This is a genomic window from Ammoniphilus soli (assembly GCF_040813775.1).
On record NZ_JBEGDL010000023.1, the window covers coordinates 28,688 to 42,131 of the forward strand.

Sequence of the window (13,444 nt, forward strand, 5' to 3'; positions counted from 1 at the left end):
AATCATGGTGCCTAGATTGATATTATTTTTCCTTCTATTTCAGCTTATTGCGCTCCCCGTTCAGGCGAGTCCACTCCTGCCTCAGAACGCGGAAAATCTCTTTATCTTCTCCGAGGATCGGGTCATTACCGGCGTAAGCAATCAGCAAGACTATTATTTCCAGGTAGGACAAAGCAGAAAAGTGATGCCGGAGTCCTATATCGATCTTTTCTTCAGTCACTCTTCCACCTTACTACCGGATCGGTCCACCATTACGGTACTGGTGGACGACGTGCCTTTATCCAGTCAGTATTTAGACCAGACCAACATGAGTAAAACCCACTGGCGGCTCGACCTCTCTCATTTGGGCTTTAAACCGGGATTTCATAAGCTTTCGATTAAATCCCGAATGGAAGTATCCGGGAACCTATGCCAAGACCAGAACAATGAAGCCAATTGGATGATTATCCACAAAGAAAGCCATGTTCATTTAAAATTGAGTCAAATGTTTGAAAAAGCGGATTTGGCCTGGTACCCAAGTCCATTTTTTGAAAAGGCCAGTACACAGCCCTTACAAACCCTATTCGTTCTTCCGGATCATCCTACTGAAAAGGAAATTCAGGCTCTTGCGCGCATTACGCAGTATTTTTCCCAGCAAGCAGCAGGGGCGAATCAGATGTTTTCCGCTTTTCGCGAATCAGATGTGGAGATGGACGCATTAGGCAATAGCCATATCGTGATGCTAGGAGAGCGAGGAAGCTGGAAGGAAATCGGAAAAATCGCCGGGGTTCAGGATGGAATTAGCCTGATTGAATCCCCATGGAACTCGGCTAAATTTATTTTGTATGTCACTGGAAGCCCTCAAGTGATCGAGAACGCCTCGATCCTGCTGTCGGATACCGATTTGATTCCTCAGCTAAGCGGCCATTACTTGGATGTACCCGAACAGCTGGAGAAAAAGAATGCGACTCACCCGGACAACTTGAAAAATCGATTGTCCATTGGCAGTTTAGGCTACGGAGATCTCGTGATCGAAAGTGTTTCTGTCGGTTCAGCAATGATCAACTACACCCTGCCCCAGGAAGTCGAGGTTACCCAAAACGGGAAGCTGACGCTAGAGTACCGTCATTCCAAGACCTTAAACTTTGCCCAGTCTCTCATGGTTGTCCACGTGAACGATGTTCCTGTGGCCAGCCAGTACTTAACGGAAGAATCCAGCGAAGCCGGTGTCATGAATGTCACCATACCGAAAGAAATGCTTCAGGCAGGATTTGTGAACGTAGAGGTGGCCTTTCAATTCACCTCGTCAACAGAAGCCTGCACAGGCAATACGCAAATTGGCAACTGGGCCGTCGTCAGTAAAGATTCGTTTTTCAGCATTGACCATCAATATAAGCAAGCGGCTGATCTGAAATCTCTGCCTTACCCTTTTATGAACCAAAATGGATGGAAGGACACCGTTTTCGTTTTGCCTTCCCAGCCCCAGTCTGAAGAGCTTAGCTTGTTCTATAATGTACTAGGGGTATACGGAAGAAACAGCTTTGCCAATGATCCGATTCAAGTCGTTCTTGGGGAATCAAATCAACAAGAAGTTTCCAATCACCATGCTGTTTATGTGGGACTTACCCATCGTCTTCCGTTGAAAGAGGGGCTTGATTCCCAGCTGCCCATCCGCTTCCATGGGTCAAAGATAAAAGCCGATCATCCGGATGTGCAGTTGCTTGAAAGCTTGGAAGACCAGGTAGGGATCGTAGCTTTGGCACCATCTGATAACGATCAGTACAGGGTATTCATTGCAGGAACGGATCAGCCCTCACTGAAAAGACTGCAGGAGGCTTTTATCGACCGAAACGTCTATCAGAAGTTCCAAGGTCAGTTGGTCCTGATCGACCGCTCTCGCAATGTGCATGCATTCCTTACTCAGCCAGCCGAGCCTCCCACCACGAAGCTGGACGAACTAAAAGAATGGGCTTCCCATGAGCGTTCAGAAATGTCAACAAGGCTCGGATTCATTGCTGTCTTTCTGATTATTTTAGCGGCGACCAGCTTCCTTCTCTGGAAAACTAGAAGAAAAGGATAATCAGGATTTTAATGGCTGCACCGATTTGAAAGAGGATAACCAAGGAGGCCAAAGCCCCAAACACCCACATTTCCTCCTTGGTTGCCCCCTCTTTATCCGAGAAATTTTTACTCATGCTCTCCCCCTTATAAATTATTTAATATCACTATAAAAAACTAACTGTCAAGTTTCTTCGAGCAATCCTCCACTCTTTAGAAAGCCTATCTATACTATCCCTTCCTATCAGGACTCCTTAATGAACATCCATATCGTTAAAATATCATCTACCATTTACAACAGAACGTTTGTTCTATAAAATGGACCGCCTATCGCTTTTTCCATTTTCATACAAATTCTATTTGACGTCAAATACTTATCATCTTACTAAACATCTTTTTACAAAAAAAAAGCTATCTCCAATTTGGACATAGCTTATAAATTATTTATTCCATTTGGTTTGATGACAGCGAAGATGCCTTTCTAACACTTTAATCTTTGTATATCTTGGTCTGACATGATGACATGTCCAACATTTTTCATGAGTTGATCGCAGCACTTTAATATAACCGAATCCGTTAGCTTTTCCTTCCCACAACAAGAACAATTGAAACGGAACAACACATTCATGAATATTCCTCCTCAAGGTTAGGTATTTGACGGCAATCATGGTTTTACTTTCCGGTCACTAAAGTAATACGAATCATCTCGACATTATAACAGGGGGGCTTTTAGACTATTCCCAGGCTAGTGACTGTCTCGAACACGGTCAATGGGCAGGTTTTTTAGGTAATTTAAAGAACTGTATCCCGTTCCAAAATCACCGACATGGGAGCCATCTAAATCAGGGTCTGACATTGTATAATAATCAGAAAATGTCGATAATTTTCACTTCAAACGAATGCTTTGATGTATTACTATAGTATTGGGTAATTTTTCCTATACCTGTATACTTTGGTAGAAAACCGAGGAATCGTTAACTATTCTGACTGAATGAAGGGAGAAATGGAGAATGAAAAAGGGTTTTGGTGCTTTAATGCTTGCAGCTTCTCTGATGGGCTCACCATTCCATGGCGCTTTTGCCGCAACAGCTGATACTGTGGCAACGGCCGGACAAACGTGGGAAGTCTCAGTCGGGAAAGCGACAGAAGACGGGGTCAGCTTGGATTCTATGTTTCCGAATGTGATCTACGTCTATGAAGGAGATACGATTAGCTTTAAAAATCAATCCTTTTACACCCCACATACGGTTACTTTCTTGGCGGGGAATGCACCATTGGATCCGAATGCTCCGCAAACGATGGCACCTAGTGCACCAAGCGGCGGAAAATGGGATGGGGTGTCCCTGTTGAATTCCGGCATGCTGGAACCGGGGAACAGCTATTCTATCACCTTTACCCAAAGCGGAGCTTTCCCATATTATTGTGCCCTCCATCCTTTAATGAGAGGAACTGTAGTTGTTTTGCCAAAGGGACAGCCAATGCCGAGCAAAGAGCAGCAGGCGGCAGCAGGCGAAGCCCAAAAAAAGGAGCTGATCGCCCAAGCGGAGGCGTTAAGGAATGCGAAGCATGGCGCAACTCATGCAAAGAATCCTGATGGTTCATTTACATACAAAATGGCCTTGGGGGTTGGTCATTCTGGATTCACGGTCAATCGAATGCTGCCTGAAACGATGGTCATCAGTGAGGGAGATTCCATAGAATGGCTCAATGACAATCACTATGAGATTCACTGGGTTACGTTTAATAAACCGGCGGATTTGGAAATGTTTACCCCACAGGGATTGAATCCAGCATTTATGCCACCTGCAGGAGGATCGACGTTTGATGGGACCGGGTTCACCAATTCCGGAATTCTCATGGCCGGCCAAACTTATAAACTGGGCTTTACCAAACCGGGTACCTACGAGTATGAGTGCTATCTTCACTCCGGCGATGCCATGAGAGGAAAGGTTGTCGTCCTGCCGAAGGATGCAGTGAAAGTGACGGTAAACGGGATTCCTCTTGTCTATAACGCTAAGCTCCCGCATATTCATAACGGCCACGTCTATGCATCCATTAAGCCTTTCATGGAAGCGCTCGGCGGGAACGTGGCCTGGGATGCCAAGCATAGGGCAGTCATTGCAAACGTTGGGGCAAATCATCAGGTCCCTAGCACCTTGAACGCATCCAAAGGGGTGAAGGTCGTCATCAATGGCAAGCAATTATCATACGGCTACGACCCCGCTCCCCATATTCACGATGGGCACAGTTATGCGCCTGTTGCTGATATGGTCAATGCCTTAGGCGGTTCCTATGCCTGGGATCAAGCAACCCGAATGCTAGAAGTAACGGTGCCTCAGGCAGGGCATGCCAAGCAAACAAAGCCGGATCAGCCCCATCAAGGTCAGCAGCATGAAGGACACGGGCAGGCAGCCGAAACCGTCATCGATATGAAGGATATGGCCTACTCCAAAAAGGAAATCACCATCAAGAAGGGCAGCAAAATCACATGGACCAATAGCGATGCAGAGCCCCATACCGTAACTGATCTCAAGGGAAAGTTCGACAGCGGCAACATGAATACGGGAGATACGTGGAGCTATACCTTTCATGAGGCGGGTACCTTCGAATATTATTGCCAATTCCATCCTGAAATGGCGGGTAAAGTCATAGTAACAGAATAAGGATATCATCAGCCCGTATCTGAATGCGAGATATGGGCGCCTTTCTTTAAACAGGAGATCCGACAAGAGAGGGGTTTTTTTGTTGAAAACCTTGAAGTACATTAGCCTTATCTCAAGCCTAGCCATGATCTTCCTTCCAGCGGATAGCGGATGGACAATGGAAATGCATCATCAGCATGGGAAAAAAGCTTTTTTGGACATTCAGGGGCACTGGGCGCAAATGCCCATCACTCAACTGGTCAATTCGGGAGTCATCAACGGTTTTGAGGATGGAACCTTCCGGCCTATGGGCGATGTGACCAGGGAGCAGTTCGTCACGATGCTGGTTCAAGCAAAAGGGTTTGATTTAGTAAAGGGAAAAACATCTTTTTCCGATGTGGCCGAAAGTAGATGGTCAAATCCTTATATCGAAGCAGCACTGGATGCAGGTGTGATGGCAAAGGGGGAATATGGCTCCGCCTTTTCTCCCAACCAGCCGATTTCCCGCCAGGAGATGGCCATTATGGCCGCACGCTCCTTGGCTTTGCCTCTGAATGAAAAAGCATCATCTTTCAAGGATCGGGCGAAAGTCGAAAGACATGCGGGGTTGATCGGAGCAGCGGTGCAGGCAGGAATCGTTACAGGGTTCCCTGACGGAACCTTCCGTCCTGCGGATCGGGTGACCAGAGCCCAAGCAGCAGTCATCATCGCTAGAGCGTCCAATTACAACCCTAATGTGAAGGAAGTTACGTTGGTGGCAAAGGAAGCCCCATGGCAGGTTTCCAGCGATATGACTAAGGTAGTATGGGCTTTTAACGGAAAAGTCCCCGGCACGGAGATCCGGATAAAGGAAGGGAATACACTTAGGGCAAAATTGGTCAATGAACTCCCTGAGCCGGTAACGATCCATTGGCATGGAATCCCTTTGCCTAACCCGATGGATGGGGTTCCCGGTATGACCCAAAATGCGGTGCAGCCTGGGCAAAGCTTTATTTATGAATTCAAGGCCAATGTGCCTGGGACCTATATGTATCACTCCCACCAAAAAGGAGTGGAGCAAGTGAATAAGGGATTGTTCGGAGCGTTGATCGTCGAGGAAAAGGATCCCAAGGTTCAATATGACCGCGATTATGCCGTGATGCTTGATGCATTTGGCATGAACGGAAAAACAGGAGAGATGATCCCTAAGCTTTCCGTCCAAAATGGCGAGAGGGTGAAGCTGCGGCTGTTGAATATCGGCCGAACGGAATATGATGTTTACTTCCATGGAGCCGAATATAAGGTAACACATACGGATGGGCAGCCGATCCGCCAGCCCCAGGCTATTCGGAATGCACTGTTGACCATTGCGCCGGGTGAGCGTTATGATCTCGAATTTATCGCAGACAGCTCTCAGGAAACCTATCTGGCCAAAGTACAGCAGGGAAACATCTTGGCCGCTTCGAGGGTTGACTTTCAGTTTCCGGGACAAAACCAGGCAAGGCAAGGCAATCCAATTTCAGCCAAGTCATTATTAGCTCTTACGGAGTATGGTCAGGCAGTTGAAGAATCCCGCCAGGAATGGGCTGCATTCGATGTGGAATATGAGATGGCTTTAGATAAGAATGGACGGGATGAATATACAATCAATGGGAAGGTGATGCATGATCTTGAGCCCATTTTGGTAAATAAAGGCCAGAAAGTGAAAGTGACGATGAGAAATGTAGACCAAGAGGATCATCCCATGCATCTTCACGGACATTTTTTCCAAGTGCTGAGCAAGAATGGGAAGCCGATATCAGGATCGCCGCTCTGGAAGGATACGCTGAATGTAAGGCCGGGAGAAACCTATGAAGTGGCATTTATAACCGATAATCCGGGCAATTGGATGTTCCATTGCCATAAGTTCCAGCATGCCGCAGCAGGTATGGGAACCAGTATTTCTTACAGGGATTATCTTCTTCATTTTACGCCTGATCCGAACGCAGGCAATCAGATGGAGTAACCTGTTCCGAGTAGATGGATGGGGTTCCGGCATAACGATTTGGGAATAAGTTTGGTAATCCCTTTAGTAATATGCATTGGTCTTATGACTCTTTAAATGTAATAATTAGCCGAAAAGGAAAATGGTACCATCAAGGCCTACTTCTCATCTTAAAGATGGGAGTAGGCCTCAATATTAGGAGTTAAGAGAAAACGAGCTACTGGGTGAACAATGTGTAGTTGTAACTGTGGTTACGTATGGAAAGAATGCGGATCTTCTATTCCCTATCCAATTGGAGGAAGTCCCTTTGGAGGCGGGGGTTTAATCCACTCGATTGTAAGTACTTATAATTACCATAAAGTGTTATGTTTTTAAACATCTTAATAAATTCAATTATTGATTAATGCCGACCTTTCAACCCGTTTCAATCGACAATATTTTTATACGGTGGACTCTTCTGATGAGCAGGCCACAATCAATGTCCCAAGTCAAAAAGTTTAGCCTCCTGTCTATCAATATATGGGTTTATAAAATCAAAACTAGGATCATACTAGATAACAAACTTTGAAACTAGCTTCCGGTAGGAACCAGTTCTCCTCAGGGGTTATAGAACCTATGAGAGATTGATATAAGCAATCCGCCCATAAATTCAGCAATATGTATGGATTTTTATACAGACTCATTAGATGAGCTGTTCGTTCATATACATCCATTAGGAGGTTTTAGAAAATGAAAAGACCCTCTTTCTAGTGGCATCCATCGATAAAGAGAGGATTGATTTACATGAGTAGATTAAATTGGAACGAGGCAAATCGCATGAAAATCATCAACTATCACCTAGATTCTCATAATACATACATCGAGTTATATCAAAAGTATGGGGATTTACATTTTAAAGCTCAAGCGGAACAATGCATTTCCATTCTGAAGGCCTTATTAGCCAAAAAGATGGTATAAGCTTATGGAGATCATTTGGTTTATTATCTTATGTCTTTCATTTATTTGCCTGACTATCTATTGCTATTACCAAATCATGAAAAAGACTTTTTTTAAAAAACAGGGCACACCAGTTACCCCAATCAAAAAACAAAGTCCTCCTATCTATAGTCATCCCAAGAATCATAGATATAATGCAAATTGGATTAGAAAAAGCAATTACGTAGTCTTTTATGATCTTGATAAAGATCGCAATACTCTATTTAAAAGCATAAATGAAAATGATATAATGCCCCAGACAATAAAGAAAGAAAAAAATGGGTTATTCCCTTTTGATATCCTTATAGTTAAACCCATTACGCCAAAAAACCAAAATGCATCAAGCAACGATAAGCTTTCCTTTTTATGGATCATTACTGCCATTTGTTTAGCCATTGTTTTAGGAGCAGTTGCCGGTTTCCTTTTATATCGTGTTTGGGATTTCCTGTGTTCATTGACTTCATAATGCTTCTCAACCATTCTCAATGGGTATAGACCTTAATAGAGGCCGCCTTCCCTCTACAGGAAGGCGGGCCATTTTCTAGAAATTTTTTGTACAGTAAATAACAATATGTGGAAGTTTTTAAGAATATCATTTACACTATGATTATAGTAAAAATGGTGGTGATTCTATGCAGCGCAAAGGGAGAATCATAGGTTCTCTATTTATTCTCATACATACCTTATATCTCTACCTTATCCATGACATTTCCATACTAGAGAACTTCAAGACTACCCTTACGACCGCGTGTTTCACTATCGTGGGATGGATTTTTGGCTTTCACTATGACAAAGTCACCTATCTTTCGACAAAAGATCCATTAACCCAATTGTATAATCGAAGAATGATCCCGAAACTTTTCACGGGTTTAGCATCCAAGTGTGAAAAAAATAATAGATGTTTCTGCTTAATACTACTTGATTGCAATAATTTTAAATCCATAAATGATACCTATGGACATAAAGCTGGCGATAAGGTGCTTCATCGTATTTCCCAGATCCTTTTACAGAACACGAGACGACAGGACGTTGTCGCCAGATGGGGCGGAGATGAATTTCTTTTACTTATCAGTCGTCCTTGTGACTCGGATATCACCTCTTTTCAACACCACCTTCATAAAATGTTGAGGGACCTATCTGATTCCATGAATATGGACATTAGCGTTTCTATTGGAATTTCCATTGCCCATGATCATGTGAAGTCTCTCCAAGAGATGATCAATGAAGCTGATCAAAATCTTTATAGTCAAAAACATACCTATCATGTTCATGAAAAAGAAAGAATAATGAAATTAATGTGAGATGACTGGATAAATCAGTCATCTTAATTTTTGTTCAGTTCTTTTCCGTTCCGCATTCCATTAAAAAAAGACTTCTTCGATTTCTTTCCCATTACCAGCGATCTGCATTGATATACCAATAAAATGGTATACAGATCGATTGTAAGGCGATTTCGAAAAAGTCCTTTTTTGTAAGATTAGCTTGATGACATTGGGAGCCAGAGTAGGTAAATCCCTTACTGTGCGCTACACTACTTCCCTGAGGTGTTGACGTTGCAAAAACAATAGTAGGGGTTAAAGCAAGACTAACCGCTAAAAGACTATACATGAGTATCTTTTTCAAAAATTCCTCTCTCCTTTTGTTGGATTTAAAACATTACGAAAGACCTGCATTTAGTTCTTAAGTCTATATAAAATATTCGGTATTGGGTAAAAATACCTACAATTGCATCTAAACTTTTAAGCACTTATGATTATGGTTTCAAACTCACATACGAGTACGACTCTATTTATATCAGCATAAAAGATGAAAGAGACAGCTATTAATAAGCTAAGTATCGACCTATCAGGGATTGCCCCTTTTGCTCAGGTAAAGCGTTGGCCTTTAGTATGTTTGATCTTAACCAATGGTTTCAAGTTGGTAGGGACGTTCTGGTTTAGATAGAGACTTATGAATCATTTGTATAACTGGTACTTACTCCTCTTTCAAATAAAGCGCTTCCACTATACAATATAAAGAAAGTGAAAGGATTGATATCATGAGTAACCGATTAGCAGTTGGATTATTTTGGGGCATAAGCTTAAGCATTCCCTTATGGATATCAATCATCGGATGGATTCAACTTATTTTACGGTTTATATCACTTGCCCGAGGTATTCGTATTTACTAAATGGCAAACGCCCATTTCACCTTAAATGAGAGATGGGCGTTTTTTCAACGTGCTTAAGGAATTATTGATTATTTTCGCGGTAGAGATTCTAGCTACTGGTCATTGTTGATTTACTAGGATTGTATTAAGGCTTAAAAAAGCAAAGCCATAATACCCAAATATTCTTTTAAAGCTATGTAAGTCAGTCCAGCTCCTGTGGGTGCAAACTGATTCAAATAGAACATCGATGTTTTATTTTGCAGATAGTCCGTAGGATAAGGTTGAACCTCTAAACCCAGTTTAGAGAAATTTCGAACAGAGCGTTCCATATGAAAAGCAGAGGTAACTAAGACGGGATGTTTATACCCACGCTCTGTCATCAAACTCTTCACATTCTCTGCATTCTCCTCTGTGTTCCGACTTTTACCTTCAACAATAATCTTCTCCGTCTCCACTCCCAAGCTCACTAATTGTCGCTTAGCAATAGCCGCCTCACTTCCAGAGTCAGCAAAGACAATCCCTCCGGTAAGAATGATAGGCAGCCCCGTTTGACGATGGAGACGGACGGTAGTTAGGAGTCGGTTCGCCGCATGACCTGAAAGCTGCCCTAATCCATCCACATCCGGCGTATCTGAAGTGGCTCCACCCCCTAACATGACAATGACATCACCACTCACCTGAGATGGGGGTTCATACTTTCTTTCTAACGAACCTACTAATAGACCACCTACAAAAGGCGTCGACGATAGATAGAAAATAGTAGTCAAGGCTAATAACATGCAGGCCGACCGATGATCACGCCGATACAATCTTACAGTTAGCAGAAAAAGGAACAGAATGATTATTCCGGGAGGCAATATAAAACTATATAAAAATTTGATGATATAGAGCATATCTATTGTTTTCCTTCGACAAAATCCGGGTGGTGACTCTCATAAAGCTCTAGGGGTAATTGGTCGGGATTGGCAAAGAACGTAAATTTCTTGCCTGTTAGAGAATCTGTACGGATAGGTTCTACATGCACCTCTTTGGATCGAGGATATTCCACTCTAAGTCATCCACTTCAAATGCTAAATGACGTAAGCCCTGAATCACTTTACAGCCCAAGATATGTACATAAAAATGTTTAGATGCTTCATAGTCGGAGCAAATGATGGCGACATGATGGATCTTTTTTAAGAACATATATCTGTCAGCTCCTTTCCCCAAGAAGATCATCCTGATGGCAGAAGGCTACATTCAGCCTTCCATTTCAGAAATGGTATATCTAAAAAGGGATATTGGCAAGTAGTCTTTTTGACTTAACACTGTTCCAACCCTTAATGGCCATGGGCAGCACACCCGTACATGGTCTTTGAAAGATTTCGTTGGTGCCAGTCCCTTTCATGATTACGTTTATTCTTAGCAGATCTACCTCTAACTAAGATCGCTCGCAGGCACCGCGATAGAGCATGCCTAGGAAGATCCAGAAGAATGGGGCGACCATAAGGACGCTGAAGTTGAAAAACGCTTGGATCAGGTAACCGAGCATCATGGCTAATAGTCCGTATAGTAAGATTTGATCTTGACTCTTCAGCTGAGCAGCTCTCTTCATCCCCCTCCAGAAGATGTGGGCAATGAACAGCAGGTAGATCAGAAGGGCCGGTACGCCGAGGGTGATGGCGATTTGCAAATATTCATTATGGGCTTTATCTACTTTTTTGTTTGGGTTCCCGAGGTTTTCCTTCAGTTCAGCTGGACGATGAGGGAAGACCGCCGCAAAGGTGTCAGGCCCGGATCCGATCCAGAAGTAATCGGCGATGAGCGGAAAGGATGTGCTCCAAATATACCAGCGTCCGGAGCCGGCACGGCCGTTTTGGTCCTCCTGTACGACTTTATGCGTGTCCGTTAAAAGGGTACTTGCCCGTTTCGCATAACTATTTTGTTCCGTCACATTAATGAGAAGGAAGATAATCGCAAAGGAACCGTAAAGCAGCAGCCACTTTCTCCACAGATCCCTTCTCTTCCAAACCACAAATACGGTTAAGAAGGCACCTCCAAACAAGACACCCACCCACCCGCTCCGAGTAGAAGAGTATATGAGAGCGGCAAACAGCATACCGTTTAGGCCAAGGTAGGCCATTTGCTGAAGTGGAGGTTTCGCTTTTAAATAGAAGGTCTTCCCTAGAAGCAGCGCGAGAACCAAATAGGTCCCGAAGCAGTTCGGGTTTCCAAAAAAACCATAGCTTCTCGTATAGTTCTCATGGATCGAATTTCGCGGCAAGAAATCCAGCTGGAAGTGCTGCAGGATACCGTAAAAAGCAACAAAGAAGGATCCGATCAGAAAAGTTTGAAATATGCCGTCCTGCTGGTCCGCCTGAATAAAACGAAAGGAAAAGAAAAATAAGGAGATATAGGAAAAAAGCGTAAATAACCCTTCAAATCGCAAAGCTTCCCCCCATAGGGATAAGGAACGATCAACCGACAATACCGTCGAAAGGATAATCAACAATAAAAACGCGAAGACTAGCCATTCCCCGGATTGGATTCGAAAACGAGCAGCTTTTTTTGCAACCGCCCAATGTACGGCATAAAACATCCAGAGAGCGAGCGTAAATAAGATCAGATATAGAAATTTGGGGATCGTATGTGAAGGATTAGATCCCCATGGATAAATGAGAAAAGGAAACAACGCTATAAAAGCATAAAGAATAGAATATAAAGGTTTTTCTCTGCCTATGGTTTGAATCGCAATCTGCTCCTTCATTTAAATTGGGCCATCAGTTGAAGGACAATCGGCCCTAATAAAATAATAAACAAGGTAGGAAAAATAAATAAAACCATCGGTATTAACATTTTCACCGGCGCCTTCATGGCCTGCTCCCTGGCTGCCTGTCTGCGCCGCTCTCTCATTCGGCGCGTTTGGGCATGCAAAACCTTAGACATTCCAATACCGAACTGATCGGCTTGAATCAGGGCACCGATGACACTTTGGAAGGCCTCAGAGGGAACGCGGTCGCGCAATTCAGTAAAAGCATCTCGGCGCGATTTGCCCAGCTTCATATCTCCCAAGGTTCGAAGAAATTCTTCAGCTATCGGTCCTTCCATTCTGCCGCTGACTTTCAGCAGCGCCGCATCCAACCCCATTCCCGCTTCAATCGAAACATTTACCATATCGAAATAGTCGGGCATCTGCCGCTCTAGCAACAGCATACGAGCCTTCTTTTTGGCGTTCAGGTAAAAATAAGGATAAAACATCCCAAAGCAACCGGCCGCAAATATCATCAGCCAGGCTTTAGCCAGATCCGTTGAACCCGGAAGATTAAGCACCATACTGATGAAAAAAAATCCAAGCCCTAGTATGGTTTGAACGACTTTGAAGCTAACCGGCGTCAATTGATAAGGATAACCGGCATCCTCCAGCTTTTTCTCCAGCATCTTCATCGTATGGGCCGACATATGCTTTTCTGTAAATTGCTTCAGCCTTGTCCATAGAGGCCACAACACACGCCGCTTAAAGGTTTTATTTTCATCCTCCTGCTGTACCTTGAGCGTATCCAGCAAATCCTTCCGCTCACTTGAAAACAAAAGCTTTAGGCGGTTTTCCACCCGGAGCGTGCCTTGCTCCATGGAAAATAAGCATCCCGCGGCAACGAGCGTAAAAAAACCGAATAAAGTCAAAAGGGCGACTAGTTCCAT

Annotated in this window: 10 protein-coding genes and 1 pseudogene; 6 read left to right on the plus strand and 5 right to left on the minus strand. The window is 43.7% G+C overall.

Annotated elements, in window-relative coordinates; all coding sequences use genetic code 11:
- Positions 1 to 4 precede the first annotated feature (4 nt).
- Positions 5 to 2,059 (plus strand): cellulose biosynthesis cyclic di-GMP-binding regulatory protein BcsB, encoded by a 2,055-nt coding sequence (locus ABLT31_RS27860; RefSeq protein WP_367758011.1) that lies wholly within the window; start codon positions 5 to 7, stop codon positions 2,057 to 2,059.
- Here ABLT31_RS27860 and ABLT31_RS27865 read toward each other — a convergent pair.
- The gene (locus ABLT31_RS27865; RefSeq protein WP_367758012.1) at positions 2,043 to 2,174 is read right to left on the minus strand and encodes a hypothetical protein; all 132 of its coding nucleotides are present in this window, start codon (positions 2,172 to 2,174) and stop codon (positions 2,043 to 2,045) included. The two genes, ABLT31_RS27860 and ABLT31_RS27865, sit on opposite strands and share 17 nt — an antisense overlap.
- 873 nt (positions 2,175 to 3,047) lie before the next feature.
- Here ABLT31_RS27865 and ABLT31_RS27870 point away from each other — a divergent pair.
- The 5 genes from ABLT31_RS27870 (at position 3,048) to ABLT31_RS27890 (ending at position 8,918) form a co-directional block, all read left to right on the plus strand.
- Positions 3,048 to 4,700, plus strand: coding sequence for a plastocyanin/azurin family copper-binding protein (locus ABLT31_RS27870; RefSeq protein ID WP_367758013.1), 1,653 nt, complete (start codon positions 3,048 to 3,050; stop codon positions 4,698 to 4,700).
- Positions 4,701 to 4,782: 82 nt separating this feature from the next.
- Positions 4,783 to 6,663: a multicopper oxidase domain-containing protein gene (locus ABLT31_RS27875; protein WP_367758014.1), complete on the plus strand. Its 1,881-nt coding sequence runs from the start codon at positions 4,783 to 4,785 to the stop codon at positions 6,661 to 6,663.
- A gap of 762 nt (positions 6,664 to 7,425) precedes the next feature.
- Complete coding sequence (locus ABLT31_RS27880) at positions 7,426 to 7,599, plus strand: hypothetical protein (protein WP_367758015.1); 174 nt, start codon at positions 7,426 to 7,428, stop codon at positions 7,597 to 7,599.
- A 76-nt stretch (positions 7,600 to 7,675) separates the two neighbouring features.
- Positions 7,676 to 8,083: a hypothetical protein gene (locus ABLT31_RS27885; protein WP_367758016.1), complete on the plus strand. Its 408-nt coding sequence runs from the start codon at positions 7,676 to 7,678 to the stop codon at positions 8,081 to 8,083.
- Between the two features lie 166 nt (positions 8,084 to 8,249).
- The gene (locus ABLT31_RS27890; protein WP_367758017.1) at positions 8,250 to 8,918 is read left to right on the plus strand and encodes a GGDEF domain-containing protein; all 669 of its coding nucleotides are present in this window, start codon (positions 8,250 to 8,252) and stop codon (positions 8,916 to 8,918) included.
- A gap of 1,000 nt (positions 8,919 to 9,918) precedes the next feature.
- On the opposite strand, the gene ABLT31_RS27895 is transcribed toward ABLT31_RS27890, so the two are convergent.
- From ABLT31_RS27895 to ABLT31_RS27910, 4 genes and pseudogenes are all read right to left on the minus strand, one after another.
- Complete coding sequence (locus ABLT31_RS27895) at positions 9,919 to 10,659, minus strand: YdcF family protein (RefSeq protein WP_367758018.1); 741 nt, start codon at positions 10,657 to 10,659, stop codon at positions 9,919 to 9,921.
- A 2-nt stretch (positions 10,660 to 10,661) separates the two neighbouring features.
- A pseudogene (locus ABLT31_RS27900) lies at positions 10,662 to 10,951 on the minus strand (VOC family protein).
- Positions 10,952 to 11,186: 235 nt separating this feature from the next.
- Positions 11,187 to 12,512, minus strand: coding sequence for an O-antigen ligase family protein (locus ABLT31_RS27905; protein WP_367758019.1), 1,326 nt, complete (start codon positions 12,510 to 12,512; stop codon positions 11,187 to 11,189).
- A complete protein-coding gene (locus ABLT31_RS27910) occupies positions 12,509 to 13,444 on the minus strand; it encodes a type II secretion system F family protein (RefSeq protein ID WP_367758020.1) in 936 nt (311 codons plus the stop codon). The genes ABLT31_RS27905 and ABLT31_RS27910 overlap by 4 nt, the downstream gene beginning before the upstream one ends.

Excerpts from the sequence above, each read along its gene's own strand:
- ABLT31_RS27870 (WP_367758013.1), top strand. The coding sequence starts at position 3,048 with ATGAAAAAGGGTTTTGGTGCTTTAATGCTTGCAGCTTCTCTGATGGGC.
- ABLT31_RS27865 (WP_367758012.1), bottom strand. The coding sequence starts at position 2,174 with ATGAGTAAAAATTTCTCGGATAAAGAGGGGGCAACCAAGGAGGAAATG.
- ABLT31_RS27880 (WP_367758015.1), top strand. The coding sequence starts at position 7,426 with ATGAGTAGATTAAATTGGAACGAGGCAAATCGCATGAAAATCATCAAC.
- ABLT31_RS27885 (WP_367758016.1), top strand. The coding sequence starts at position 7,676 with ATGAAAAAGACTTTTTTTAAAAAACAGGGCACACCAGTTACCCCAATC.
- ABLT31_RS27860 (WP_367758011.1), top strand. The coding sequence starts at position 5 with ATGGTGCCTAGATTGATATTATTTTTCCTTCTATTTCAGCTTATTGCG.
- ABLT31_RS27905 (WP_367758019.1), bottom strand. The coding sequence starts at position 12,512 with ATGAAGGAGCAGATTGCGATTCAAACCATAGGCAGAGAAAAACCTTTA.
- ABLT31_RS27910 (WP_367758020.1), bottom strand. The coding sequence starts at position 13,444 with ATGGAACTAGTCGCCCTTTTGACTTTATTCGGTTTTTTTACGCTCGTT.
- ABLT31_RS27895 (WP_367758018.1), bottom strand. The coding sequence starts at position 10,659 with ATGCTCTATATCATCAAATTTTTATATAGTTTTATATTGCCTCCCGGA.
- ABLT31_RS27890 (WP_367758017.1), top strand. The coding sequence starts at position 8,250 with ATGCAGCGCAAAGGGAGAATCATAGGTTCTCTATTTATTCTCATACAT.